Source organism: Paraburkholderia sediminicola, from assembly GCF_046027825.1.
GTDB classification, from domain to species: domain Bacteria; phylum Pseudomonadota; class Gammaproteobacteria; order Burkholderiales; family Burkholderiaceae; genus Paraburkholderia; species Paraburkholderia sediminicola_D.
In genome coordinates this window covers 18,961-42,846 of sequence record NZ_JAQQDU010000018.1, presented here as the reverse complement: position 1 = coordinate 42,846, position 23,886 = coordinate 18,961, and the positions used below count along the sequence as shown (strand labels likewise).

Below are 23,886 nucleotides of genomic sequence, written 5' to 3'. Positions count from 1 at the left end.
CGTACAGGGTGCCGTCCAGATCGAACGCAATCGCCTGGACGTGATCCCTGTCACGCCTCCCCAAAGGACGTCAGCAGAATGACAGATTCCCGCTGGCGTCATATCAACTGCTTTCCTGTTCCCTGAGCCGCTTCCGGTGAGCCGCAACCTTCGCGCGGTTACCGCAAATCGCCATGCTGCACCATCGGCGCGCGTGCCCCCGCGTGTGATCGGCAAACACCAACGTGCATCGAGGACCTTCACATGCCTTCACCTGCGTGAAGTCCTCGTCGCACACCAGTCTCGCCAACGCTTCGGCGATCGGCATCAGCAATGACTCCACCGACTTCCACCGTCGATTCGCGCGGAATTCAAAGGCCGATACCCCGTCGGTGACATCGGCGACGATTTCTCCATAGCGCTCGTCCCGCTCGAGCAGTTGATTCAGGGGAGCGAGCTCACGCAAATTCCTGGCTGACAGCGGCCGCCCCTTCCGCTTCTGGACAAATTCCCTGAACCACTCACGCAGATCGCGAGCCTGCGCCGCGACAGCGTCGAGCTCAGCACGCGTGGATTGCGAGCGCAGCGCCACGAGCGCGGCCTGCGGCGCCATTTCAGCCTGTTCCAGCCAGGCCAGCAACCCTTCTCCATCGCTGATCCAGTCGACTTCTTCATCCACCGGCGTCGCAACCGAGTTCAGGAAATCGAGGCCCGGCGCATCGGCGACGAATATCGCGGGAATCTGACGGTAGTCCATTTTCTTGTGATGAATGCGCAGTGACGATGATCGCATCGTAACCACTAAAAACGCTCTTGACAAGTTACACGTCAAATGAGTAACCTTTAAAACATCATCAAACAGGTTACACGGTGTGGCGCTGTTAGCCGTATGTCACAGGCAGCATCCACGATCTTCAAAGGAGCGAAACATGTCGTTTGGCAATGTGAATGTCGTGCTGGTGCACGGCGCATGGGCGGACGGATCGAGCTGGAGCAAGGTAATCAATCGTCTGGAGGACCAGGGGGTCAATGCCATTGCGGCGCCGCAGCCGCTCACGTCGTTGAGTGACGACGTGGCTGCGCTAGACCGTGCGCTCGAACGGATCGAAGGTCCGGTGGTGCTGGCCGGCCACGCCTATGCGGGCGCGGTGATCGGGTCGACCCGGTCCGACAACATCGAGGCATTGGTCTATGTCGCCGCGCTCGCACCCGACGAAGGAGAAACAGTCAGCGACGTGTTCTTTCGCGGCGAAACGCATCCGCAGGCGCCGCAACTCGCTCCAGATCGACATGGATTGATATGGCTGCCGCAAGAAGGGTTCGCGCAGGCGTTTGCGCAGCACGCAACGCCGCAGGAGTTGGCGGTGCTCGCTGCGGTGCAGCGCCCCATTTCGGTGTCGTGCATCGGCGAAGCGGTTGGGCGTCCGCTGTGGAAAGACCGTCCGAGCTGGTTTCTGATCGCGGAACAGGACCGGATGATCAACCCCACCACCCAGCATTTCATGGCAGGTCGGATGAATGCACACGTGCGGTCGTACCAGGTCGATCACACGCCGATGGTGACGGCTGCCGACGCGGTGGCTGATGTCATCGTCGAAGCAATCCAGTCGGTTTCCGCTCGCTAACGTTTTCCGCACGCCGCGTGCGACCTGCGATGCCCAACATCGCCCGGCGCCTTTCGTGAACCGTCTACCCCCGTTCGCCAATGGAGTGAAATCATGAGTTCTATTTTCTATCGTCATGCCGACGTCGATGGCTTCAAGGTGCTCTACCGTGAAGCCGGTCGCCCGGGTGCCCCAAAGCTGCTGCTCCTGCACGGCTTTCCGAGTTCGAGCCATATGTTTCGTGACCTGATCCCGAAGCTCGCCGACCGTTTCCATATCGTCGCGCCGGATCTGCCCGGATTCGGACAGTCCGACATGCCCAGCCGGGACGGTTTTGCGTACACGTTCGACAACATCGCCAACGTCATCGAGCGCTTCACCGAGGTGATCGGTTTCGATCGCTTTGCGGTCTATGTATTCGACTACGGTGCGCCAACCGGTTTCCGGCTTGCCGTCAGACACCCCGAGCGGATCACTGCGATCATTTCGCAGAACGGCAACGCCTACGAAGAAGGATTGAGCGATGGCTGGAATCCGATCCGCACCTATTGGCAAGACGCTTCGCCCGCGAATCGGGAAGCACTTCGCGCGCTGCTTACGCACGAGACAACCGTCTGGCAATACACGCATGGCGTGTCTGACGCGGCTTCCGTGTCGCCAGACGGCTATTCGCTCGACGACTTCTATCTGAGCCGGCCAGGTGCGGACGAGGTCCAGCTCGACCTGTTCCGCGACTACCAAAGCAACGTCGCGTTGTACCCCGCGTTTCAGCAGTACTTCCGCACGCACCAGCCGCCCCTCCTCGCCGTGTGGGGGAAAAACGATCCGTTCTTTCTGCCGGCCGGCGCCGAGGCATTCAGGCGCGATATCCCGGCCGCGGTGGTGCGCTTCTTCGATACAGGCCACTTCGCGCTAGAGACGCACGCCGCGGACATCGCCGCGGCCATTTCTGACTTCCTCACGCACTAAGGCATTCGAAGCGCTAAACCACGCTTCATTCACGCAACCAGGAGAAGCAATATGTCCAGCAAAGTCGCCATCGTAACGGGCGCAAGCCAGGGTATCGGTCGTGCGACGGCCATCAGACTAGCGCGCGATTTTGACTCGATCGTGCTCGTAGCGCGCAACCGCGCGAACCTCGAGGAGACGGCCATCGAGGTGAAGAAGGCCGGCGCGGAGTCGCTTGTGATTGACGCCGACCTCTCTGAAGCCGACGCTGCGCAGCAAGTCGTCGACCAGACGCTCGCGACGTTCGGGCGGATCGACGCATTGCTCAACATTGCGGGCGCAGTGCCGCAGATCGATGTGCTCGAGATGACCGACGAGCAATGGGACCGCGGTCTCGCGCTAAAGCTTCATGGCGCGCGACGATTGACGATCGCGGCGTGGCCGTCGCTGAAGGAAACCTCAGGATCGGTCGTGCTGATGTCCGGGAATTCGGCGCTGTTTCCCAAGGCGCCCTATGCGGCCGTGGGCACGATCAACGCGGCGATCGTGGCGCTCGCGAAAGCCTTCTCCGATCGCGGCATCGCCGATGGGGTGCAGGTCAACAGCGTGCTGCCGGGGCCCGTGATGACCGGCCGGCGACGCTCGTACCTGGAACATTGGGCGCCGCTGCACAACATGTCCGTCGAAGAGGCGACGGCAAAGTTTCCCGTTGAAGCGGGTATCGCGCGTTACGGCACGCCGGAGGAGATTGCCGAGCTAATGGCATTCGTCGTGTCGCCTGTGGCGCGCTGGATGACGGGCTCGACGTTGCGGATGGACGGCGGAGAAGTGAAGTCGATCTGACATGCAGGCCGCGATGCTCGCGGATCGTATATCGCATATGGCGGCAAAGACGACGCGCTCAATGCTTCAAGCGCGTCGCAATCGGGCACATCGTCAGACGGCTTCGCCTTGCAGCCGGAACACGTTGACGACTTCACGTAGCATTTGCGCCTGTTCCTGCATCGATTGCGCGGCCGCAGCGGCTTGTTCAACCATTGCTGCGTTTTGCTGCGTGGTCTCGTCCATTTGCGAAATCGCGACGTTGACCTGCTCGATGCCACGGCTTTGCTCCTCGGAAGCCGCCGAGATTTCGCTGATGATGTCGGTGACGCGCTTCACTGCATCGACGAGCGAATGCATCGTACCGCCCGCCTTTTCGACGAGCGCCTTGCCGTCGTCGACGCGTTCCACCGAGTCCTCGATCAGGCTCTTGATCTCCTTCGCCGCGTCCGAGCTGCGGCGTGCAAGATTGCGCACTTCGCCCGCTACCACGGCGAAGCCACGCCCTTCTTCGCCCGCACGGGCCGCTTCGACGGCCGCATTCAACGCGAGAATATTGGTCTGAAACGCAATGCTTTCGATCACGGCGATGATGTCGACCACGCGCGCGGAACTCGCCGCGATGCTCTGCATGTTCGCAACCACCTGCTCGACGACCTCGCCGCCCTCGCCTGCGAGCGTCGATGCGCTGCGCGCCATCTGGTTCGCCTGCAATGCGTTGTCGGCGTTCTGCTTCACGGTCGCCGTCAACTGCTCCATGCTCGCTGCCGTTTCGCCCAGCGACGACGCCTGCTCTTCGGTACGCGCCGACAGATCGAGATTGCCCGCTGCGATCTGCTCTGCCGCGACAGTAATCGTTTCCGTGCCGCCGCGAATGCGCCGGATCGTGTCAGCCAACCTGCTCTGCATGCGCTGCATCGCAAACAGCATGCTTTGCTGATCGTCGCGACCGAGTGCCACAGTACGCGATAGATCACCGTCCGCGATGGTTTCCGCCACGCTCGCGGCATACGCCGGCTCGCCGCCGAGACTGCGTTTCACGTTGCGGATAATCAGCACAAGCGCGATCGTGCTGAAGCTCCCTGTCACGAGAATGGTGATGAGATAACGCAGCAGATCGGCGCGGAACGCTTTGTTGATATCGTTCACGTAGACGCCTGAAATCAGATACCAGTCCCATGCGTCGAAGCGTTTGACGAAGCTGATTTTAGGTACGTATTCACTTTTTCCGGGCAATCTCGCCATATAGTCGACGAAGCCCTGTCCTTGCGACTGCGCGAGCTTGACCATCTCGACGAACAGTAGCTTGCCGTCGCTATCCGTGTAGTGCGTGACGTCCTTGTTGCGCAGATCCGCGAGCGTCGGATGCATGATGACGACCGGTGTCGCCGTCGTGATGATCATGTAGCCATTGCCGGGATAGCGCATTGCCGACAGTCGCGCCATCGCCTGTTGCTTCGCCTGATCGAGCGTCAGTTCATGCTGATCGACGAGCTTCGCGTAGTCGGCCACGATGCCGTACGCACTTTCGACTACGTTTTGTACCGCCGCCTTGCGCTCCGAGAGCATCGTCGTGCGCGACTGCCACGCGGCCCAGCCACCGAGACCCAGCAAGCCAAGCCACGTAATCAATAATGCAAGCCACAGTTTGGTATTCAAGCTGAGTCGGTTCACGCCGTTTTCTCCATAGCCAGCCGTCGCTGGCGCAATCGCCAAGCTCAGTGTTCAACCACACTGACGTCGCGACGAACGCGCGAGCAGTCAGAGGGTTGTCACTGATTAACGGCGCGGCGGCGCAATACCTGAGTCAGGAAACACCCGGACCGGGTGATGCGCTGCCGCGGCTGGCTACCAGTTGGTATCAGTTGGCTATCAGTTGGCTATGGGTTGACTTTGACGGGTGCGGTCGCGGCTGAAGTAAGGCAGCGCAAACAGGTAAAGCCCCGTGAACAGCAGGAGGGCCAGCGGCAGCAACGGCGCGTAGGTGATCCACGGCGGCGGGCGGCCGTTTCCATGGGCCATGGCGACAAAATTGGCGACAACCGTTAGCGTGAAAGCGACGGACACCCACCGGTGAAACCGGCGAATCCTGGTGCCGGTCTTCATGTCGTGCTCTTCGGGGCCTGGATCATCTTCCAGCCGTTGCCGGCCGGGTCGCGGAAACCGGCATCGACGCTGCCGAAGCGGTCGACCGGCTCCTGGGTGAATTCCACGCCGCTGGCTTTCAGCCGGGCATAGCTGGCGCGACAGTCGGCCACCGAGAGGACGAGAGGCGGCATGGCTCCCTTGGCGACCATCGCGCGCAGGGTTTGCGCGGTGGCCTCGTCGTGGATCGGCGGGCCGGGTGCGAACAGGCCGAGCTGGAACGAGGGTTGATCCGGATGCTGGACCGTAAGCCAGCGGTAGGGACCGTTGCGCACGTCCGTGTGGACGCGGAATCCGAGCTTGTCGACGTAGAACGTGAGCGCTTCATCCTGGTTATCGACGTACAAGCCCGCCACATTAATACCCTGGTTCATGACACCTCCTTGGTTGATGGCGGGACTGTATCTTTGGCCACGCGGCGGCGCTTCTCCAAAACTGCGATGGTGAGATCCGGGCGCTGCGCGGCCTTCAGGACGCAGGCGGGCACACGGTCGAGTTGAGGCGTATCGGCCTTTGCCTCAAGGCGCATGGCGCTGGGGCTTCGGCCGGTGATGTCGTGAAAGGTCCGGCCGAAGGTGCCCAGGCTCTCCCAGCCGGTCGCGAAGGCAATGTCCGTGATGCTGAGTTCGGTGTCGCGCAGCAGCGTGGTGGCCTGCTCGATGCGCCGTGTCAGCAGGTAGCGGTGCGGCGGCAGGCCGAAGGCCCGCTTGAAGGAGCGCGCGAAATGGGCTTCGGAGACGCCACTGACCTCGGCCAGGCGCCTGACGGGCCAGGCCTCTTGCGAGGCGGCGTCCATCCGGTCCTTGGCGCGTAGCAGGCGGCGCAGCAGCGCCGGGTCTTGCAATGCGTCGGCGCCGACTGGTGCAGAGGACGAGGCACGCGGCTGGTCGTTAGGGTCTTCGCGAGGGGGCATGAGTTCCGGGAAGGCTGACGGTATGCGCGTAGTTTAGGGTCGCCACCGCAGGAGCGTCGAGCAGGATCGGCGTCGGCGCCCGGCTCACGCCAGATATCGCGTGCTATGCTTAAATCGGCAACGTATCGCCACGAAACAAACCGCTATCCGTGTCGACGACAAGGTCAGTGCCATCCAGAACGCCGCACCGGTCGGCACCAAACTGAGCCGGACACGACCACGATCGCTGACCATGGACTACCGTCATCTGCAACAGCGCAAGAGCCTGCACGGCCGCATTGTGCAGGAGCTCGGCATGGATATCGTCGGCGGCAAGGTACAGCCGGGCCAGCGCTTGCCTGCTGAGGCTGTGCTGTGCGAGCGCTACGGCGTGAGCCGCCCCGTCCTGCGCGAGGCCACCCGGGTGCTCGTCGCAAAAGGGCTGGTCGTGTCGAAACCGCGTGTCGGCAGTGTGGTGAAGCCGCGCGCGGATTGGCACATGCTTGACCCCGACGTCCTGTACTGGACGATCAACAGCGTGCCGAAAGGCGAGTTCTTCAGTTCGCTCCTGACCGTGCGTCGCGTGATCGAACCCGCGGCAGCGGCCCTCGCCGCCACGGCTGCGACAAGCGAAGACCTTGCACGCATTGCATCGGCTTACGAACAGATGGAACGTGCGGAAACCGCAAGCGCACTACTGGATCCGGACCTCGAGTTTCACCGCGCGATCATGGCGGCTTCTCACAACGACCTGCTGGCCTATATTGGCAACATGCTGTCGCTTGCCCTGTCGGAATCCATCAAGCTGACGAGTCGTCATCCCGACACGCATGCGCTTTCGTTGCCGCGTCACAAAGCGATTCTCACTGCAATCCAGAGCCGGGACCCACTGGGCGCGCGGCATGCCAGTCTGGTCCAGCTCGACAATGCGCGCGTGGACGCCGAGAGCGTTCTGGAAACCGGCAGCCAGTTTCAGACACAACCCTAATCCGAGCGTGGCGGCTCGCCCGCCCCATCGGGCAGAGCGTAGCAGGCGCCTTCCGCGCTTCATGTCCGGCTCCCTCCGGGCGTTAGCTCGATAGTCATACTATTAAAGCGTTACATAGTGCAGATCGTATCGACAAGGCATGACCCGCCGCCAACGAGCCAGACCTGTCCCGTCTTCGTGTTGCGCTGCACTGCCGAATACGCATACGGAACGCCGCGCTGCACCGCAAAAATTTAATTAGTCCGACTAGTTAAGGGTATACATCGATTAGTAGGTAAAAGGGCGTGATATAGCATTTTCTGGTGGGTAGTCATGCGTACGCGCGTGCACGTGGGTTTCATGAAAGGTGATGCCCGGCTCCGGTGCTTGTCTTGCCGGGGCTTTTCCTGCTTGCGCCGTCATGGACCGTGAAGTGTTCAACTATTGAGAAACGGGAGATTGAAATGGCGCAAGAGAAGGAAGACAAAGACGAAGTGCAAGGCATGCGTCGGGGATTGTTGCAGGGCGCGGGCCTGTCCGCGGCACTGGCGCTCGTGGGTGGTATGGGCGGCATGATCACATCGGCGCAGGCGGCGGAAGGCGGTTCGTTCCCGGCGCACAAGCGGTGGAAGATCGTGTTCGTCAACCATGTCACAACGAATCCGTTCTTCGTTCCGACGCAATACGGCATTCAGGATGCAACCGCCATGCTGGGGATGGACTACCAGTGGACCGGTTCGGCCAATGCCGACATCGGCGAAATGGTGAACGCGGTCAACGCGGCGATAGCCGGGAAAGCCGACGCCATCGCCGTGCCGATCGTCGACCCGAAAGCCTTCGATAAGCCCATCCAGGCCGCGCTCGACGCCGGCATTCCCGTCTTCGCCTATAACGCCGACGCACCGTCAGGTTCGACAAATCCGCGGCTTGCCTATATCGGTCAGGATCTCTATCTGTCTGGCTATCAGATGGGCGAGCGAATCGCGAACCTCATCGACAGCGGCCTCGTCGCGCTCTTTATCGCCACGCCGGGCCAGCTCAACATTCAGCCACGGCTTGACGGCGCAGCAGCGGCAATCAAGAAATCGGGCAAGAAGATCGACGTGCAGACCATCGCAACCGGCGCGACCGTCAACGAAGAGCTATCGAAGATCAAGTCCTTCTATCTCGGTCACCAGGATCTCAAAGGCATGTTCGCGGTGGACGCAGGCAGCACCCAGGGCGTCGCCGAGGTCATGAAAGAATCCAACCTGCCGTCCAAAGGCGTCCACGGCGGTGGCTTCGATCTGTTGCCGCGCACCGTCGATCTGATTCACGAGGGTTTCCTCGACTTCACGATCGACCAGCAACCATACGTGCAGGGTTTTTATACGGTCGTGGAGGCCTTCATCTTTCTCGCCTCCGGTGGACTCGTTGGGCCGGCCAATGTCAACACGGGCCTGAAGTTCGTCACCAAGGGCACCGTCGATCCTTACCTCACCACGTCGACGCGCTATGAAGGCAAGAGCACGAAGGCCCAGATCGTGCCACGCACGGGTGCGATCAAAGGGTGACATCTCCCGTGACGGACGTTCAAAAAACCGCGATACGTCCGAGGCGCTGGTCAGGCGCGCTCGGACGTTCCAGTGAAATTCGCATCTTTGCGGTTGCGTTGATCCTCTCTATCTACTTCGAGACGGTCAACCATGACTTCCTGCTGACCAGCGCGAGTCTTCAGAATCTCTCGCAGTTCATCGCCCCGGTCGCGATCATTGCCTTTGGCGAAATCATGCTGATGATCGGTGGAGAGATCGATCTTTCCGCCGGGATGGTCTTTGCGTTTGCGCCGTTCATCATGTATTTCGCCATCGAAGCCGGCTTGCCTGCATGGCTCGCGATATGTATCGGCGTTATTGCAGCGGGCCTCGTCGGATTGATTAACGGCGCGGTGACGGTGTATCTGCGCATCCCATCCTTCGTGACGACGCTCGGTACCTTGTTCTTCGTGAACGGCCTCACGCTGACGATCTCGCGGGGTACGCCGGTTTCGCCACCGGAGGATTCCGCGCTAGCTGCCTTCATGGGGGGATGGGGTTACAGCGAGATCATCTGGACGCTTGTTATTGCCGCTGTCATGCACGTGCTGCTTCGTCATACACGCTGGGGTTTGCATACGATCGCGTCGGGCGCAAATCCGCTGGGCGCAAGCGAAGCAGGGATACAGGTCAGGCGCCTGAAGCTCGGTAACTTCATTCTTGCCGCAGTGCTTGCCGGCTTGACCGGGATCCTCGAAGGTTTTCGTATCACGTCGATCGATCCGCAAGCGGGCGGTAACCAGATCATGTTTCTCGCCGTTGCCGCAGCCGTGATTGGCGGCACGCCACTCGCCGGCGGGTCGGGCACGATCATTGGTGGTCTGATCGGCGCGGCGGTGCTTGGCATTCTCAACGACGGCTTCACGCTGATCGGCATCAACGCCTTCACCTTCAACATGATTCTCGGCGCGGCGATCCTCGGGGCCATGATCTTCAACATCCACGTGGTTCGCCTCGCGCGCAAGGGAGAGTTGTGATGTCCGAGGTGCTCGAGGCGCTACGCGGCGAAGATATCGTCAAGCGGTTCGGCGCGGTCACCGCGCTCGATGGCGTGTCGCTGACGCTAAGACAGGGGGAAATCCTTGGCGTCCTTGGCGACAACGGCGCAGGCAAATCGACGTTGATCAAGATTCTGACGGGCTTTCATCAGCAGACCAGCGGCAAGCTATTTGTAGGCGGTGAAGAAACGTTGCTTCGCTCCGTTGATCACGCCCGTTCACTCGGCATTGAATGCGTCTACCAGGATCTGGCGCTTGCCAATTCGCTGAGCATCTATCACAACATGTTTCTGAACCGGGAAATCATACGTCGAGGGCCATTTCGCCTGTTGAACAATCGCGCAATGCGTGAGCGCGCCGCCGAGTGTCTTGAAGAAATCGGCGTGCATGTGCCTTCGGTCGACCTGCCGGTCGAGCAGCTTTCCGGTGGACAGCGGCAGGCTATCGCGGTCGCTCGCGCGGTCAATTCGAATGCGAAGATACTGCTGCTTGACGAACCGCTCGCTGCGATGGGCGCCCGCGAGGCGGGACTGATCATCGACCTGATCCTTCGGCTCAAGAGCAAAGGGGGCTTGTCTATCGTCATGATCATGCACAACTACGCCCAAACGCTCGACATCGCGGATCGCGTGATGCTGATGCAGCGCGGACGTGTCACTTACCAGCGGGAGGCGGCCAGCACGTCGGTCGAGGAACTGATGGATATCGTGCGACGCGAATATCGGGCAATGCGCGCAACGACGAACTGACACGAGACCGTCACATGTGTGAGCAGTCGGGTTGGGCCTGACCTTCCTACGCTTTCAGAAGCGGCGGACTCGGGTGAGCGAGACACACGCGAAAAAGAGCTATCGCTTCATGCCTCTTTGCTTTTGGGTACTTTCGCTCGCGTACTCGCAGGCGCATTCTTCTTCAATTTGCTCAGATTGAAATCAATCGCGGCGCGGACGAGAGCTTTTAGCGCACGCGCATTGATCTTATCGTCCTCGAAAAAGTCGATCGCCCGCCTCGCGTTGCCTTCGAGGCCCGCGTTGAACAGCTTGTCAGGATCGGCGAGGTGCGCTCCGTGGGCAAAGGTAAGCTTCACCTTCCCTTTGTGGGCGTTGGCGACCGCGATCATTCCGTCGCGAGACCACACCGGGCTTCCCATCCACTTCCATTCCTCGATGATCGCCGGGTCGGCCTCAAGGATGCTCTTGCGGATGCTGGCAAACGTCTTGCCACGCCAGTCTGTGATTTCTGCGATCAGTTGGTCAATGCGTTCTGACGGATTGATTGGATCGTTAGGCATCGAATTCGGGTCCCGTTTTATACGACCACCATAGGAATGCAGCGACTCCATGTTAGTGCATTTCAATCTCCTCGACCTCACGCACACCAATCAGCTCGCAAAGCATGTTGCGATAAGCAACGAATTCGTCCGTCGACATACGCGACAGTGAAATCGTGACGAAGTCCCGCTGTTCGTCGTCGTCCGGATGAACACTGATGTGCCTGAGCCGCGGACCGTCCTCGCCGAACAGGCGACAGAGCACCGGCAGCGTAATCGCCCCCCGATCCACCTGAAGGCGCAGCGCCCGACGCAACTTCCCTTTCATCCGCAACTGACGCGCGACAGGTTTAACCCACGTGAGTGTCGTCAGAATGATCACTGTTGCCGCCAACGCCAGCACGTAGAGTCCACCACCTGCCGCGAGCCCGATGCCCGCGACGGCCCAGACACTCGCCGCCGTCGTCAGCCCGCGCACCACCTCGCCGCGCAGCAGGATTGCGCCAGCGCCGAGAAAGCCGATTCCCGACACGACCTGCGCCGCGACACGTGATGGATCGAGGGCGACGTTCGGCATCGAGCGGGTGTCCTCGAAACCGAACGCCGAGACGATCATCACCAGCGAGGACGCCACGCACACCAGCATATGGGTGCGCAATCCGGCCGGAAACGCAAACCGCTCGCGCTCGTAGCCGATGACGCCACCTAGCACCGCGGCAAAGAGCAGCCTTGCGATCAGTTCGATATTGCCCGGCATCGCGTTCTCCTCCTGTTGTCAACCACCAGTCAGCCCCAAGGCAGGGTAAAGGTCTTCACGTTCGTGAAACTCTTCATCGCTTCCTGGACACCTTCTTTATGGCCCAGCCCCGAATCGATGTTCAGAACGTGCGCCGGATGCAGTACGTGCAGACAGCGCTGAGCAGTCCCACACATGCGATATAGAGCGCAATCCACCACGGCTGCAGGTTGCCGTAGTGCAGAAGCGCCGTTGCGACGAGCGGGGTGATCGAGCTGGAGACAATGCCCGACACCTGGTACACGATCGAGATGCCGCTATAGCGCACCCGCGTATCGAACAGTTCGCAGAACAGCGCCGCCTCGGGCCCGTAGACGAACGCGTAGATCACACCGAACACGATCACGATGGTGGCGGTCACGGCGGTGAGACTGGTCGAGTAATGAAAGACTGCAAGGGCTGGCCACGCACTCAGGCCGCAGGCCAGCGCACCCCAGCCGAACACCTTGCGGCGGCCGATCCGGTCCGACAGGCGCGACGCGATGGGAATCATGAACATCAGCACCAGTGCGGCGAGCGTGACGGCCACGAGGATCGCCGACTTCGCATAGTGATGGATGCCGATCAGGTAACTCAGCGCGAATACTGCATAGATGTTGAAAATCACACCGTCGATGTAACGCGCCCCCCAACCCAGGAACACGTTCCTGCGGTAATCGGTGAATACCTCGCGCGCCGGTACTTTCGCGACCGCATGCGTGTCGCGAATCTTCGCGAACGCGGGTGTTTCGACGATGCGCAACCGGATAAACATGCCCACAGCGACGAGCAGGATGCTGGCCATGAACGCGGCGCGCCAGCCCCATTGCAGGAAGGCTTCAGGAGTCAGCCAGGTCGTCAGCGCGGCCACCACGCCGCTGCTCAGGCACAGGCCGATTGCGAGCCCGATCTGTGGATAGGATGCGTACAGGCCGCGATGTTTGCGAGGCGCATACTCGAACGCCATCAACACCGCGCCGCCCCACTCGCCACCCAGGCCAATGCCCTGCAGCAGTCGCAATACGAGCAAACAGGCCGGCGCCCAGATGCCGATCGACGCGTAGGTGGGCAGCACGCCGATCAGGAAGGTGGATACGCCCATGATGGAAAGCGTGAGCACCAGCAATGGCTTGCGTCCGAAGCGATCACCGAAATGGCCGAAGATCACACCGCCGAGCGGCCGGGTGACAAAGCCGACTGCGTACACCGTATAGGCCAGCATGGTGGAAACGAAAGCGTTCCCCGTCGGAAAGAAAAGCTTGTCGAATACGAGCCCGGTGATCGTGCCGTAGAGGAAAAAGTCGTACCACTCGACGGTTGTGCCGATCAGACTGGCGAGGGCAACCGACTTCACAGACCTGGCGTCGACGTGAGCCGCAGCGCCTCCTGCAATATCCACTGCTTCCATTGCTTGTCTCCTGATAGTTGCCGGGCCCGTGACGTCATCTGACGCCCGCTGCCTCGGCACTTGCCGTTCATGCGGCTTTTGTTGTGCTGCAAGATACGCCGGTGCGATACCGGATGTGTCTTTTCCTCCTCTATCACCGTTCGGTGATGCTGATCCCGTTGCCTCGCTGCCGCCAGAACGTCAGGCCGCCGCTGCGATGAAATTGCGGCCGCGCGGTCCGCTCAATGCGTGCGCGATCATCCGGTCCGATTCCTCGACACTGACGCCGTAGCTCGAGAACGACGTTTGCACACCGAGCGCTTCGAGGAAATCGGTCAGGTAATCCCGCGCATCAGCCAGCGGGCACGGAAAGACTTTCGCGAGCACGGCGTCACGCGCAGCATTTTTTCCAAGCGCGAGATCCAGCACCATCGGCAGCGTGAACGAACACGCGATGCCATGGGGCAGACCGTGATGGATCGTCATCTCATACGAAATGGAATGGGCCAGTGCGGTCTTGGTGTTCGAAAACGCGAGCCCCGCCTTGAGCGCTGCGAGCGAAGCCCGTTCGCGTAGCGTCCGGTCCTGCAGATTCACGACGAGTTCCGGCAGCGTGGCCAGCATGTCGCGCGCGGCCGACACGGCGAATTCGTCGGAGATCGGGTTCGCATTGACGTTCCAGATCGCTTCGAGCGCATGCGATAGCGCATCGAGACCACTCTGCACGGTGACCGAGTGCGGCAGCGACAGCGTGAGGTCCGGATCGACGATCGCGGCCTCCGGCCACGTCTGCGGGAGCTGCAGCGAATACTTGCGCTGCTTGATCGTGCGGTCCCAGATCGTCGCCCACGGTGTCACTTCGCTACCCGTGCCAGCGGTAGTCGGCACGGTGATGAGCGACTTCACGCGCGGCGGGGTGAACGGCTTGCCCGTGTCGAGCAAGGTCAGCAGTTCAGCGAAATCACCGCTCGCCGTTCCGACCATCAGCGCTTTCGCCGTGTCGAGCACGCTGCCGCCGCCGATCGCGACCACGACCGGGCAATCCTCGTGCTTTCGCCAGAAATCGCGGTACAAACCGGCGAGATGGGTGACGTCCGGATTCGGCTGGACGTCGTCGATCACTGCAACCACGCTGTCGCCGCACAACTCCCGCACACGTTGCACGAGCCCGATCTGCGCCGCCTCCGCGAATGTCACGACCACGGCGCGGCGGCCGTTAAGAATCTCAGGCAGCCGCTCGATACAACCGGGCCCAAAATTCACCTCTACAGGATTCCAAAAGACACCGTTCATCGTCTCCCCTCGTTTGATGGGTGTTCGTTACGGATGAATTATGGGAAACATCGATGTATAGTAAAAATACAAATATTTCTGTCGATGTATTCAACCAATCTATGCGACTCACTCAATTGCGCTCGTTTTACGCCGTGGGCAAACATGGCAGCGTGACGGCCGCCGCGCGGGCGTTGCACGTCAGCCAGCCGACGGTTACAACGCAGGTGCGGGATCTGGAGGAGAGCTACGGGGTGGAGCTGTTTCATCGCAGCGGCCGTCGGATCATCCTGTCCGCGGCTGGGGAAACCCTGTTTGCGATTGCCCAGCGGATGTTCGGTAACGAACAGGAGGCAATCGACTTTCTGAAGGAATCGGCGGGTCTGAGCACCGGAATCATCCACGTGGGCGCGGTCGGGCCGCTCCATGCAATGGAAATTGTCGCGGCGTTCCATCTTCGCTACCCGGGATTGCGCGTATCGATCCGGCTCGGCAACTCGGAGGAAACCGTGCGCGGCCTGTTGTCGTATGAAACGGACGTCGCGGTGCTGGCGCAATACGGCGAAAACCCCCTGCTTCATTACGTGCCCTATCGTCAGCACCCGCTGGTCATCATCGTTCCAGCGACGCATCGGCTGGCGCGCCGGCGCAGCGTCCGTCTGGAAGAGCTCCGCAACGAGCCGATGATCATGCGCGAGCCGGGTTCCACCACCCGCAAGGCACTGGAAGACGCACTACGCCGGCACGGCATCGAACCAAACTTTGCGCTGGAAGTGGGCAGCCGTGAGGCCGTGCGCGAAGCGGTCATATTTGGGCTCGGCGTAGCGGCAGTCTCGGAGCGCGAACATGTCGACGACTCGCGACTGCGCAAGCTGACGATCCAGGGCGAGCAAGTGCTGACTCACGCGCACGTCGCCTGCCTCGCCGAGCGTAAAGCCGCGCGGCTCGTGCAGGCTTTCCTCGAGGTGGTCAATCAGGTATTGATCGAAAAAGGCGCCGAGGCCGCCCCGAGCCAGGCGCGGTAGATGGCCGAGCATGGCCGCGTCTGGCCCGATGCCGAACTTCCGTAGGTCAGAACAGCGTATGGAGGCCCACGCGCACGAGCAACTGATTGGGACCGCTTGACGAGTCGTTCGGGTCGTTAAGCCCATTGACCAAAGCCTGTGCACCGGCGTTGGTGCGCTGATAGACCGACATCAGATACACGGAGGTGCGCTTCGATAGCGCATGATCAAGGATCGCGGAGATCTGATGCGCGTGATTGTTATTCAGCACATCGTTACCCTTCATGTACATATAGGCTGCGCCCACGCTCCAGTCAGGGCGTAAGTAGTAGACCACGCCGCCGGAAGTCTCCGCGATCGCCCCACCCTCGACCGTGTTGCGCACCGTTGTGACGATACCGTTGAAGATGAACCCCTCCCAGTTGTAGTGGGCGCCGATGCCCCAGTTGCGAATGCCGATTTCGCCGATTGCCGTGACGTATTTGACATCGGTGTAAGCGGCATTGAAGCCGAACGCCGCACCGACATAGTTCAAGCCGAAACTGCTTGAATTCCCCGTTCCAATCGAACCCGCCACATTGCCAAAGCCGTACATCGCGCCGAAGCTCCATCCCGCGTACGTCGGGCTCAGGTACTTGACGGAATTGGCGATCCGCTCGGCCGCCATCCGGTCCCAGTCGAAGTCGCCGGTTGGGTTGTCTGGAATGCCCAGTTTGGTGAACGGCCCTGCGCGAAAGCCATATAGGTGCCCCGCGTCCGCCGCGGGATCGTTGCCGCCAGAGAACAACGAATCGGTCATGAAATCGTACTGATTGCCGAGCGTCAGACGGCCCAGATGGTCACTGTCCAGCCCCACGTACGCCGTACGGGAAAACAGGCTCTGGCCGTGTAAAAGACTGCCGTTGTCGATGGAGAACTGGGTCGTCAATTCGAATACCGCCCGGTTCCCTCCGCCAAGATCTTCCACGCCGCGAAAGCCTAGCAGCGTCGGACGGTTGATGCCGTCGTCCGTCCGCAGATTGCTGTGGCCGTTCTGGTTGCTGACATAGGTCAGCCCGACGTCGAGCAAGCCATAGATCGTCACGCTGCTTTGCGCATGCGCGGGCAATGCCGCGTTCCCAAGCATGGCCAATACGGTGTACGACAGCTTAGTTTTCATCCGCGTCTCCGCTTTTTTGACGGTTTCTTTTCCAAAGAACGGCGCTGCTTGCCGTATCTCTTTCAAGGCACGAACGACACTGATTAACTTACTGCATTTTCCAGTGAATCATCGGGTCTATATGGGGCAGATTGCTTGACGGTTGAGGCGACGCTCAGGAATGTCCGACTAAGGCTACGTTGCGTTATTCGCCGCGTCTTTGCATGATGCCACCGCGCGACAAAGCGGCGGTTTGGCTGTTGCGGCACACGAAGTAGTACTCTTCGGTACGGAATATGGAACAAGGGCAATGTCGCACCCCTCCATGGCGGCTTTCATTGCCATGACGACATGTCCAAATGAAGCCCTCTTCGGCGCCGAAGTTTGGTCTATGCCGGCAGCGCCGAACCCGTCCGGCCACGCATCTTTGCGAATGAGGGTAATACGGTCAGCCAACGATATCACTTCAGGAGCCAGGCCAATGGGAAGCACCAGCGCAGTTGCGGCGGCGGCAGTCGCCTTCGTCGGCAGTCACTTTCTCTTGTCCCATCCGTTGCGCAGCCGTTTGGTCCGCGCAATTGGCGAAGCCGGGTTCCAGGGTGTCTATTCGCTGGTTGCGTTCCTGACACTCGGCTGGCTGATCGTGGCCTATCGGAAGGCGCCCCTGACCGCACCGCTATGGCCGGTAGGAAATGGGCTCTGGGCAATTGCGACCGTGGTCATGCTGATCGCGTCGATCCTCCTGATGGGCTCTCTGATCCGCAACCCAGCGCTTCCCACCGGCGGCCGGCCCGCCACATTCCCGGAAACGGCGCGCGGCGCGTTCGCGGTGACGCGGCACCCGATGATGTGGTCGTTCGCACTTTGGGGGTTATGCCACATCGCGGTGTTCCCGGTGGCCAAGAACATCGTCCTCGCAGCGGCTATCGTCCTCCTCGCACTCGTCGGCTCCGCATTGCAGGACCGGAAGAAGGAGCAACTCCAGCCCGATCTCTGGCCCGAATGGGAATCGAAGACGAGCTACCTGCCGTTCGCGGCGATCGCCGCTGGCCGTGCGCGGCTGGGCGGATTCGGCTTGCACGCGCTGTTGGGTGGCCTCGTCGTCTGGCTCGTGGCGACCTGGGCTCATATGCCACTCGCCGGCTGGGCTGCGGGCATCTGGCGCTGGCTGTAGCCGCAACCGGGGCTCGTGCCCTGCATGACGCATTTATTCATAATGCATAAACACGGAGCATCGCAAAGCCCGCCACCGCACGCTCAGGCCTACGGCTTCACGACGACCGTCCCAAAGTATTCCCCGCTGATCACTCGCGCCAGGGCGTGAGGCGCATGGTCGAGTCCCGCAATGATTTCGTGCGGAAAGCGAATGCTGCCCGCTCCTAGCCACTGGGCGAACTGGTCGATCCACTCTGCATGCACGTGAGGATCATCGTCGGCACTGTAACCGCGCAACGTAATCTTCTTCAGAAGAAGCTGGATGGAATCCAGCTCGACCGGCGCGGTTCGGCCCGGACCGCGGGTCGCCAATTGCCCCGACAGCGCGCCGAGAATCACGACGCGTGCCCCGACGCGCGCGGTGGCAATGGCCGCCGCCAACTGCTCGCCTCCGACGTTATCGATAAAGACGTCGATGCCTTGGGGGGCCGCCTCGACGAGTTGCTCGACGATCGGCGTGGCCCCGCGGAACACCGCCGCGTCATACCCCAACTCGGACACGAGGCGGGCAGCCTTTTCTTTGGAGCTGGTGCTGCCGATAACGCGGTCCGCGCCGAGCAATCGCGCGATCTGTCCGGCCATTGAGCCGATCGCGCCCGCCGCACTGGAAATGAATACGGTGTCGCCAGCCCGGATCTGCACGCCGCGCGTGAGCGCTGCATAAGCCGTCCATCCATGCCCCAGATACGCGACCGGGTCAGGCAATCCAGGCTCTACGGGCCGGCACTGTGCGATGGGCACCGTCGCGTATTCGCGCCAGCCCCGAAAGTGCAGGACCAGATCACCCGGGGACAACCCGCTGCCTGCGGGTGCTGAGACGATCTCACCGAACGCTTCGCCCGCGAGGGTCTCGCCCTCGCGCAGCGCCGGAAACGGCACGCCTTCCACATCTTCGGCCCCTTTGCTGATCATCATGCGCAGCGAGGCCGATACGAGGAAGTAGCGATTGCGAACAAGCGCCTCGCCATCCGCTGGTATTGGCAACGGAACCGTGACGATTTCGAAGTTGTCGGCGCTGGGCAGGCCATCGGGTCTGGCCTTTAGTCGAACTTCGCGGCAGGTGTCAGGTATCGCGCTCATCTGAGCGTCCTCGAGAGATGGGCGTGCTTCGTTGAATCAAGCGCGCGTGATAATGTGAGCAATTGGCTCATATTCACTTGAGGACAACGATTTGGCTACTCGCATTCCCGCGCGCGCCTTAACCATGCGCAAAGCCCCGCGGCAAGCGCGTTCGCGCGCCACGGTCGAGGCTATTCTCACGGCAGGCGCTCAGCTTTTGGGGCACCGGGGCTGGGCTCGATTCACGACCAACGAGGTCGCCGAGGCCGCCGGCGTGAGCATTGGGTCGCTGTACCAGTACTTTCCAAACAAGGGCGTGTTGGTAGAGGCCATCACGACTCGTCATTTCGACGAGGTTCTCGCGGTACTACACGCGATCGACGACGAGACAATGCCCATCGCACTGCGCGTCGAGCAACTGGTCCGCGGCATGATCGGAGTCCATAGCATCAACCCGGCACTCCATCGCGTGCTGCTTGAGGAGGCGCCCCACATTGAAGGTTTGAAGTCCGCTCACGATACGTTCGGGACAGAGTATCTCCGACGCTACACGGCGCTGGTCGCTTCGTCCGGGAACCGCCGTGGCCGCGAATCGGTTGCCGTGGCCGCACAGGTCCTTTCCTCTGCCGTTGCGGGCGTCATTCACGACGCCGCACACAGGGGCACCTTAGGAACGCCAATCCTGAAGCGAGAGCTTGTGGGGATGATTACCGCGTATTTGCTCAGCCAGTACTAGCTCTGCCGTGTGTCTTGTCGGCGCCGTCACCGCCGCGGTTGGCGCGTCTTGGCCCCGTCCGTGAAAGGGAGATTAAGCGTAACTCTCCGTGATGCGAACGAACACACGGACAAACAGTACCGGAAATCTCTAGAGTTGAAGAATCGTCGGTCAATCCTGACTGGCGACGCTGCGCTGGCCATTCGGCGTAAGGTCAACCTAAGGAAAAACAAATGCGAACGTCTCTTCATAAGGAAATATCGACCGATTGCGACGGTCACGGCACGCTTGGTCCGCACTCCGATAGTGCGCCTTTGGCGCTCAAACACACCATTCATCCCGAAGAAATACGGGACAATTTGCCCGCCAATCAAGGCGGCATTGGTTTTTTATTTCACGCTACGGATTGGGATACGCTTTCATTTTCATTTCACAATGTAAAACACAGAAACGCGTCATTCGAGGAGGAGCTTTGGAAAACAAGACCTTTCATTGCATCGCCTATCTATTCCGGATCGCAAATCATAGGGGCCAATATCGCGTGTCCGGTTCCCCTTGAGTTATGGCTCGGAAGTCCACGTGGTATCAAGCGGTTTCGCGAGACGCAATTTTTCCCGGCGCTTGAACTGGCAAGGCAGGCGGGATTGAACATGGTGGCAATGGGCGCCTCCACGCCTTATGCCTGCAACTATGGCGCGCTCCCGCGTCATACCAAGCCGCCTCATATCACAACGGGTCATGCGGCTACCGCCGCGATGCTGAAAGACTGGGCTATTCACTGCTGCAATGAACTCGACCTCGAATTCGGCAGGACGAAGCTCGCCTTATTTGGCGCAGCCGGACGGCTCGGCACGACGGTCGCTAAATACCTGCTCTACAAAGATGCGCCGAAAGAGCTTGTTCTGATCGATTTGCCGGACAAGGTGAACCTGCTCACGGAGCAAGCCCGGGAACTGATGGCAGCGGATCTGATGAGACGCACCCGGGTGTCCGTGCACACCTTCAGCCCGGACACCCCACTGCCGAAGTTCGATGGTGCAATCCTCGCCAGCAGCACGAGTGTTCCCTACCTCACCGCTTCTGACCTCAAACGGGCACAGTTCTGGATTGACGACTCCCATCCCCGGGCAGCAAGCGTCGAAGCTGAACTCGCGTCACGGGCTCATACGCTATATATTGAATGCTTCGCACGTGGTCCTGCCGGACTCAACACCGTGTTCCCGTTCAGACTGCCGACCACCCGCGATTGCTACACCTGTTTCGCCGAAGGCTACGCAGCCTGGCAGGAAGGCATCGCTTCCGATTTCATCGTCGGTAGCCCGCCCGTGTGGTCCGTTTCATATACTCACGGTCTTCTGAAGAAGTACGGGTTTTCGGTCGGACCTTTCCACGGTAAAAACGGATCGGCGATCACCCCGGACGCCCAGCATCGTGGCAAGCATGAACTGATAGGGTCGTGAACGGCATTGGAGGCCAGATGGTGATACCGCGCGAGAGCATGCGGGATATGCTGGAACGAAGCCGGCTTGCAATTCGATGGGGGGGCGCACTCGGCCTCCTGTGCCACCCCATTTACTACGTCGTCTGGACTTATGTCCTGCCACAGCCGTACGACAGCCTGTTCCTTCGATTGAGTGCGGCAGCCGTCTGCATTCCATTGATTTTTCAGGCGCGTTGGCCACAGCGGTTTAACCGCCTCCTGCTGATCTATTGGCATTGCTGCCTGATCTACGTATTGCCGTTCGTCTGTACGTTCCTCGCGATCAGAAATTCATTCTCCACCATGTGGATGATGACCGAAGTCATGATGATCTTCATTATGGCGCTGTGCATCGATAACCCATTGTTGCTACTGACCTGCATAGGCATTGGCGTACTTTCCGGCAGTCTGGCTGCGGTGATCACCTCGCCTGTGCCGATCGTTTTAAGCCCGGCCAATCAGTCGGATCTCGCCTTGCTGCCGGTTGTCGTGTTGTGCAGTATGGCTTTCAGTTATGCAATCAGCAAAGGACGCATCTTTGTTGAAAAGAACCGGGCATTAAAGGCGCTCGCGGGCTCGATCGCCCATGAAATGCGGAATCCCCTTAGCCAGCTGAAGCACGTTCTGGATCGCGTGGAAGAAGCGCTGCCCGCGACAGCAGAATCCAACCGGGCGCCGGCGTTGTCGCAGGACAGTGCGGCACTGCTCTATCGCCATCTCGCCCACGGTCAATTGTCCATTGAGCGAGGCCTGCGCATCATCGCGATGACACTGGACGAGGTCAGCGCAAAGCCCATCCGCTCAGACTTCCTCACGTATCTGAGTGCGGCGGTTACCACACGTAAAGCATTGGACGAGTATGGCTTCGGTGATAAAAAGGAGCGCAGTAAGGTCAGGCTCATGGTGCTGGAAGATTTCACGTTCAAGGTCGACGAAACCGTCTATCTGTTCACCCTGTTCAATCTGATCAAGAACGCGCTCCATCACATTGTCACGCATCCTTCAGCAACGCTCACACTCACGGTCGACCGGCAGTCGGTTATCGTTCGTGATACAGGCCCCGGCATTTCACCCGAGATTCTGCCGCATCTGTTTGAGCCGTTCCGTACCGCAGGAGATGCGGCGGGAACGGGGCTAGGCCTAGCCTACTGCCAGCGCGCGATGCGCGCATTCGGCGGCACCATTAGCTGCCGGTCGGAAGTTGGAAAATTCACGCAATTCACGCTGCAATTTCCAGGCGTATCGGAGAGCGAAGTCGCCGATCACGAGCGCACGATTTTTGAACGTGCCATTCCAATCTTCAACGGGAAGCACATCCTCCTCGTCGACGACGACGCCGGTCAGCGGGCGGCAACCCGTCGCGCGTTTTTGAAAGTGGGCGCACAGGTAAGCGAGGCGGAAAACGGGGAGATCGCGTTGACCATGCTCCGTCAGTCCTCTCTCTACGACCTCGTATTGATGGACGTCAATATGCCGATTCTCGATGGCTACACGACCACCGAGAAAATTCGTGCCGATCGTGAATACCCGAACTGGAATGTTCTGATCGCCGCCTACACGGCAGAGCCGGGCAATGTGGTACGCGTGCTCGCCAGACGAGCCGGCATGGACGACATCATCAGAAAGTCCTCGAACGTGGTGGAATTGATCACCTCGCTCCAGACGCTCTTCGAAAACGGCAATCGGCACCATCTGAGCCAGCGATTCGACGGGTTCGCCGGCAAATTGATCCTGGTGGCGGACGACGACACCTACAGCAGGCTGGTTACCAAAGCCTATCTGGAGCGATTCGGCGCGAACGTTGTCGAAGCCGAACACGGGCAGGCCGTACTGGCTCAGCTACAGGAGGACGATACCGTTGATGCCATCGTCCTCGATATGAATATGCCCGGAATGGGCGGCGTGGAAACAACCGCGTTAATTCGCGCCCGCACCGACTCGTACGCCCACGTGCCGATCATTGCCTTGACCAGCCAGTCCGATATCGGTGCTGTACAGGCATGCCTGGATGCGGGCATGAACGAGATTATGGTGAAACCTGTGCAGGTTGGTTCTCTTTATGCCGGTCTTGCAAGACAGTTTTCCCAGCAACGTGGCGTATTGAATGCGCCGGCGGAAGCAGATCTATCACAAACGCCGGCTAAACCTATCGGCAAGCTTTCGACAATTGAGGAGGGTGGTCTGCTCGACGAGAAACACCTCGAAGAACTCGCGGCGCTTGATCTGTTGGACCAATCGTTCCTGAATGGCATTGAGCAGATTCGCTCGCTTGTGGCGCGACTCCCTATCAGCGCAGCAGCCCTTGACCTCAAATCGCTGCACGGAGAATTGCACCTCCTCCTTGGGATCAGCGGCAATATCGGAGCAAAAGCTTTGCATCAGTTCGCGAGGCAGATTTATCCGCGGATAGTTGAAGGCGCATGGCCTTCGGAGCCCGACTGGCTTGCGCGAATTTGTACACTGGGCAGCCGTTCAGCCGACGCGCTGCAGACCTATTTCGCTTCTGACAAAGCGAGCCGCGATCATCGGGACGTTCTGAACGATTGATAGCCCACGAGCATCATGCGGGTTCGTCGACAAGACTCAAATGGCTACTGGAAAAGCACCCTTCGCTCATGCCGGATGCATTCCCGGTCAATGAG

At 60.3% G+C, this 23,886-nt stretch carries 23 protein-coding genes; 12 read left to right on the top strand and 11 right to left on the bottom strand.

Features of this window, described 5'->3' with window-relative positions; translation table 11 throughout:
• Positions 1–103 precede the first annotated feature (103 nt).
• A complete protein-coding gene (locus PQQ96_RS12590; RefSeq protein WP_408292158.1) occupies positions 104–736 on the bottom strand; it encodes a CGNR zinc finger domain-containing protein in 633 nt (210 codons plus the stop codon).
• 172 nt (positions 737–908) lie between these two features.
• Between PQQ96_RS12590 and PQQ96_RS12585 the strand changes: the two genes are divergently transcribed.
• The 3 genes from PQQ96_RS12585 to PQQ96_RS12575 all read left to right on the top strand — a co-directional run bounded on the left by PQQ96_RS12585 (position 909) and on the right by PQQ96_RS12575 (position 3,374).
• A complete protein-coding gene (locus PQQ96_RS12585) occupies positions 909–1,604 on the top strand; it encodes an alpha/beta fold hydrolase (RefSeq protein ID WP_408292041.1) in 696 nt (231 codons plus the stop codon).
• Positions 1,605–1,697: 93 nt separating this feature from the next.
• Entirely contained in the window at positions 1,698–2,552 is an 855-nt protein-coding gene (locus PQQ96_RS12580; RefSeq protein WP_408292039.1) for an alpha/beta fold hydrolase, read from the top strand.
• A 51-nt stretch (positions 2,553–2,603) separates the two neighbouring features.
• A complete protein-coding gene (locus PQQ96_RS12575) occupies positions 2,604–3,374 on the top strand; it encodes an SDR family oxidoreductase (RefSeq protein WP_408292037.1) in 771 nt (256 codons plus the stop codon).
• Positions 3,375–3,467: 93 nt separating this feature from the next.
• Here the strand turns inward: PQQ96_RS12575 and PQQ96_RS12570 are convergent, their stop codons facing one another.
• The 4 genes from PQQ96_RS12570 to PQQ96_RS12555 form a co-directional block, all read right to left on the bottom strand.
• Entirely contained in the window at positions 3,468–5,027 is a 1,560-nt protein-coding gene (locus tag PQQ96_RS12570; RefSeq protein WP_408292035.1) for a methyl-accepting chemotaxis protein, read from the bottom strand.
• A 198-nt stretch (positions 5,028–5,225) separates the two neighbouring features.
• On the bottom strand, positions 5,226–5,459 hold the full coding sequence (locus tag PQQ96_RS12565; RefSeq protein ID WP_408292034.1) for a hypothetical protein: 234 nt from the start codon (positions 5,457–5,459) through the stop codon (positions 5,226–5,228).
• Positions 5,456–5,872, bottom strand: coding sequence for a VOC family protein (locus PQQ96_RS12560; RefSeq protein ID WP_408292033.1), 417 nt, complete (start codon positions 5,870–5,872; stop codon positions 5,456–5,458). Before PQQ96_RS12560 ends, PQQ96_RS12565 begins: the two co-directional genes overlap by 4 nt.
• Positions 5,869–6,411, bottom strand: a complete 543-nt coding sequence (locus PQQ96_RS12555; protein WP_408292031.1) for a helix-turn-helix domain-containing protein — start codon at positions 6,409–6,411, stop codon at positions 5,869–5,871. Before PQQ96_RS12555 ends, PQQ96_RS12560 begins: the two co-directional genes overlap by 4 nt.
• Positions 6,412–6,643: 232 nt before the next feature.
• Between PQQ96_RS12555 and PQQ96_RS12550 the strand changes: the two genes are divergently transcribed.
• From PQQ96_RS12550 to PQQ96_RS12535, 4 genes are all read left to right on the top strand, one after another.
• Entirely contained in the window at positions 6,644–7,378 is a 735-nt protein-coding gene (locus tag PQQ96_RS12550) for a FadR/GntR family transcriptional regulator (protein ID WP_074288921.1), read from the top strand.
• 443 nt (positions 7,379–7,821) lie between these two features.
• Entirely contained in the window at positions 7,822–8,910 is a 1,089-nt protein-coding gene (locus PQQ96_RS12545) for a sugar ABC transporter substrate-binding protein (protein ID WP_408292029.1), read from the top strand.
• A gap of 32 nt (positions 8,911–8,942) precedes the next feature.
• Positions 8,943–9,908, top strand: coding sequence for an ABC transporter permease (locus tag PQQ96_RS12540; protein WP_408292156.1), 966 nt, complete (start codon positions 8,943–8,945; stop codon positions 9,906–9,908).
• Positions 9,908–10,678 (top strand): ATP-binding cassette domain-containing protein, encoded by a 771-nt coding sequence (locus PQQ96_RS12535; RefSeq protein ID WP_408292027.1) that lies wholly within the window; start codon positions 9,908–9,910, stop codon positions 10,676–10,678. Before PQQ96_RS12540 ends, PQQ96_RS12535 begins: the two co-directional genes overlap by 1 nt.
• Positions 10,679–10,785: 107 nt before the next feature.
• Here PQQ96_RS12535 and PQQ96_RS12530 read toward each other — a convergent pair whose 3' ends face one another.
• The 4 genes from PQQ96_RS12530 to psrA form a co-directional block, all read right to left on the bottom strand.
• Positions 10,786–11,205, bottom strand: coding sequence for a DUF1801 domain-containing protein (locus PQQ96_RS12530; protein WP_408292154.1), 420 nt, complete (start codon positions 11,203–11,205; stop codon positions 10,786–10,788).
• Positions 11,206–11,272: 67 nt separating this feature from the next.
• A complete protein-coding gene (locus PQQ96_RS12525; protein ID WP_408292025.1) occupies positions 11,273–11,956 on the bottom strand; it encodes an MgtC/SapB family protein in 684 nt (227 codons plus the stop codon).
• A 121-nt stretch (positions 11,957–12,077) separates the two neighbouring features.
• Positions 12,078–13,382 carry an MFS transporter gene (locus PQQ96_RS12520; protein WP_408292024.1) on the bottom strand — a complete coding sequence of 435 codons (1,305 nt, stop codon included), beginning with the start codon at positions 13,380–13,382 and terminating at the stop codon, positions 12,078–12,080.
• A gap of 180 nt (positions 13,383–13,562) precedes the next feature.
• Positions 13,563–14,654, bottom strand: coding sequence for an iron-containing alcohol dehydrogenase PsrA (gene psrA / locus PQQ96_RS12515; RefSeq protein ID WP_408292022.1), 1,092 nt, complete (start codon positions 14,652–14,654; stop codon positions 13,563–13,565).
• Positions 14,655–14,755: 101 nt separating this feature from the next.
• Between psrA and PQQ96_RS12510 the strand changes: the two genes are divergently transcribed.
• The gene (locus PQQ96_RS12510; RefSeq protein ID WP_408292020.1) at positions 14,756–15,658 is read left to right on the top strand and encodes a LysR substrate-binding domain-containing protein; all 903 of its coding nucleotides are present in this window, start codon (positions 14,756–14,758) and stop codon (positions 15,656–15,658) included.
• A 46-nt stretch (positions 15,659–15,704) separates the two neighbouring features.
• Here PQQ96_RS12510 and PQQ96_RS12505 read toward each other — a convergent pair whose 3' ends face one another.
• Positions 15,705–16,796: a porin gene (locus PQQ96_RS12505; protein ID WP_408292018.1), complete on the bottom strand. Its 1,092-nt coding sequence runs from the start codon at positions 16,794–16,796 to the stop codon at positions 15,705–15,707.
• Between the two features lie 460 nt (positions 16,797–17,256).
• Here PQQ96_RS12505 and PQQ96_RS12500 point away from each other — a divergent pair, with 460 nt between their 5' ends.
• Positions 17,257–17,949, top strand: coding sequence for an NnrU family protein (locus PQQ96_RS12500; RefSeq protein ID WP_408292016.1), 693 nt, complete (start codon positions 17,257–17,259; stop codon positions 17,947–17,949).
• A gap of 89 nt (positions 17,950–18,038) precedes the next feature.
• On the opposite strand, the gene PQQ96_RS12495 is transcribed toward PQQ96_RS12500, so the two are convergent.
• Positions 18,039–19,070: an MDR family NADP-dependent oxidoreductase gene (locus PQQ96_RS12495; RefSeq protein WP_408292014.1), complete on the bottom strand. Its 1,032-nt coding sequence runs from the start codon at positions 19,068–19,070 to the stop codon at positions 18,039–18,041.
• A gap of 91 nt (positions 19,071–19,161) precedes the next feature.
• On the opposite strand from PQQ96_RS12495, the gene PQQ96_RS12490 reads away from it, so the two are divergent.
• From PQQ96_RS12490 to PQQ96_RS12480, 3 genes are all read left to right on the top strand, one after another.
• On the top strand, positions 19,162–19,785 hold the full coding sequence (locus PQQ96_RS12490) for a TetR/AcrR family transcriptional regulator (RefSeq protein WP_408292013.1): 624 nt from the start codon (positions 19,162–19,164) through the stop codon (positions 19,783–19,785).
• A gap of 212 nt (positions 19,786–19,997) precedes the next feature.
• The gene (locus tag PQQ96_RS12485) at positions 19,998–21,224 is read left to right on the top strand and encodes a hypothetical protein (RefSeq protein WP_408292011.1); all 1,227 of its coding nucleotides are present in this window, start codon (positions 19,998–20,000) and stop codon (positions 21,222–21,224) included.
• A gap of 17 nt (positions 21,225–21,241) precedes the next feature.
• Positions 21,242–23,791, top strand: coding sequence for an ATP-binding response regulator (locus PQQ96_RS12480; protein WP_408292152.1), 2,550 nt, complete (start codon positions 21,242–21,244; stop codon positions 23,789–23,791).
• Positions 23,792–23,886: the final 95 nt, after the last annotated feature.

Excerpts from the sequence above, each read along its gene's own strand:
- PQQ96_RS12590 (WP_408292158.1), bottom strand. The coding sequence starts at position 736 with ATGGACTACCGTCAGATTCCCGCGATATTCGTCGCCGATGCGCCGGGC.
- PQQ96_RS12585 (WP_408292041.1), top strand. The coding sequence starts at position 909 with ATGTCGTTTGGCAATGTGAATGTCGTGCTGGTGCACGGCGCATGGGCG.
- PQQ96_RS12580 (WP_408292039.1), top strand. The coding sequence starts at position 1,698 with ATGAGTTCTATTTTCTATCGTCATGCCGACGTCGATGGCTTCAAGGTG.
- PQQ96_RS12575 (WP_408292037.1), top strand. The coding sequence starts at position 2,604 with ATGTCCAGCAAAGTCGCCATCGTAACGGGCGCAAGCCAGGGTATCGGT.
- PQQ96_RS12565 (WP_408292034.1), bottom strand. The coding sequence starts at position 5,459 with ATGAAGACCGGCACCAGGATTCGCCGGTTTCACCGGTGGGTGTCCGTC.
- PQQ96_RS12560 (WP_408292033.1), bottom strand. The coding sequence starts at position 5,872 with ATGAACCAGGGTATTAATGTGGCGGGCTTGTACGTCGATAACCAGGAT.
- PQQ96_RS12555 (WP_408292031.1), bottom strand. The coding sequence starts at position 6,411 with ATGCCCCCTCGCGAAGACCCTAACGACCAGCCGCGTGCCTCGTCCTCT.
- PQQ96_RS12550 (WP_074288921.1), top strand. The coding sequence starts at position 6,644 with ATGGACTACCGTCATCTGCAACAGCGCAAGAGCCTGCACGGCCGCATT.
- PQQ96_RS12545 (WP_408292029.1), top strand. The coding sequence starts at position 7,822 with ATGGCGCAAGAGAAGGAAGACAAAGACGAAGTGCAAGGCATGCGTCGG.
- PQQ96_RS12535 (WP_408292027.1), top strand. The coding sequence starts at position 9,908 with ATGTCCGAGGTGCTCGAGGCGCTACGCGGCGAAGATATCGTCAAGCGG.
- PQQ96_RS12525 (WP_408292025.1), bottom strand. The coding sequence starts at position 11,956 with ATGCCGGGCAATATCGAACTGATCGCAAGGCTGCTCTTTGCCGCGGTG.
- PQQ96_RS12520 (WP_408292024.1), bottom strand. The coding sequence starts at position 13,382 with ATGGAAGCAGTGGATATTGCAGGAGGCGCTGCGGCTCACGTCGACGCC.
- psrA (WP_408292022.1), bottom strand. The coding sequence starts at position 14,654 with ATGAACGGTGTCTTTTGGAATCCTGTAGAGGTGAATTTTGGGCCCGGT.
- PQQ96_RS12510 (WP_408292020.1), top strand. The coding sequence starts at position 14,756 with ATGCGACTCACTCAATTGCGCTCGTTTTACGCCGTGGGCAAACATGGC.
- PQQ96_RS12505 (WP_408292018.1), bottom strand. The coding sequence starts at position 16,796 with ATGAAAACTAAGCTGTCGTACACCGTATTGGCCATGCTTGGGAACGCG.
- PQQ96_RS12500 (WP_408292016.1), top strand. The coding sequence starts at position 17,257 with ATGGGAAGCACCAGCGCAGTTGCGGCGGCGGCAGTCGCCTTCGTCGGC.
- PQQ96_RS12495 (WP_408292014.1), bottom strand. The coding sequence starts at position 19,070 with ATGAGCGCGATACCTGACACCTGCCGCGAAGTTCGACTAAAGGCCAGA.
- PQQ96_RS12485 (WP_408292011.1), top strand. The coding sequence starts at position 19,998 with ATGCGAACGTCTCTTCATAAGGAAATATCGACCGATTGCGACGGTCAC.
- PQQ96_RS12480 (WP_408292152.1), top strand. The coding sequence starts at position 21,242 with ATGGTGATACCGCGCGAGAGCATGCGGGATATGCTGGAACGAAGCCGG.